The organism is Endozoicomonas sp. SESOKO2 (assembly GCF_024606245.1).
In the GTDB taxonomy this organism is placed as follows: domain Bacteria; phylum Pseudomonadota; class Gammaproteobacteria; order Pseudomonadales; family Endozoicomonadaceae; genus Endozoicomonas_A.
Genome location: NZ_JAHHPQ010000283.1, coordinates 1 through 1,043 on the forward strand (window position 1 = coordinate 1; position 1,043 = coordinate 1,043).

General features: G+C 44.3%; 1 protein-coding gene. It reads right to left on the reverse strand.

Annotated features, from left to right (window positions below):
- The coding region (locus tag KDK17_RS06635; protein ID WP_257287656.1) for a hypothetical protein at positions 1-900 on the reverse strand (900 nt) is incomplete at its 3' end.
- Positions 901-1,043: the final 143 nt, after the last annotated feature.

The window sequence follows — 1,043 nt, forward strand, 5'->3', positions numbered from 1 at the left end:
ACCCATGTAGTAATCAGGATCCGATGGATAAGCTGAGCCAATGGTTAGATCATTGCCAAACTGATCGACGACGCTGTTACAGGTAGAATCAACAAAGCTCAGGACATTTTCTCTGGGCCATAAGATTATAGAGAACAACACCCCACTGCCAGTTGGTAAACCAGGTGTTGGAGTGACCGTTTCAGTGGGTACGAATACAATGGTTTTAGTGTTTCTCATGGTCAACTGCACTTGCCCTTTTTTCTGAAAACATCTTACATTCAGTGCAGCGCTTTGAGTGTCTTTTGATCCTGGTACACTTTGTAAAAGATCAAACTCAGAGTGCATGAATCGAAAGACGAAGAATTCTTCTGTTCCTCTTCCATCAGAAAAATTGATACACCCCAGCTCTACCAGTTGGACGCTCCTGTGATTATCCGCCAGGTCAAGCACCACCCTGATGTTGTCTGCAACAAAAATACCCGCGCCCCTCAGATACAGAATACCTGCCGGTATATGATCTTGTTTAGTTGGGGTTTTATCTGGGTATCCTGTGGTAGCAGTGGCTGATGAAGCTCTGGTATCCAAAGGATTTCTGGAATCGATTTCGATATTCGCCAGATAATAAACAGAATCATTATAGGGTGCCGACATCACGTAATGATTCTGTGTGCCTCCTTCAATCACAAACACAGGTAAAATATCTATCCTGCTCCCTACAAAAGCTGAGTTATCAGGCAATTGAAAACTCTTTACGCCTCTGAGACGGCCAGTGACGGGCACTGTCAATGGCAATTCATAAACGGCTCGCTGTCCCTTTCCTGACAATTGCTCTGCATCAAATATAAACAATGTTGGATAAGTGGTTCGAAAAGCCTCATGATCCAGCCTTGATGTTGTAGCGGATACTTTTCTAATCAAGACTGTTTCAGAAATTGCAGCAGCAGCCGGGGGAGAACTACGGGGAATGCCTGAGGAAGTGCTCGGGGAAGATGTTACCGCTGGTATCTGATTATTCTTTTCTCTGATGAGAGCCTTAAAAACAGCTAAATGATGACTGCACA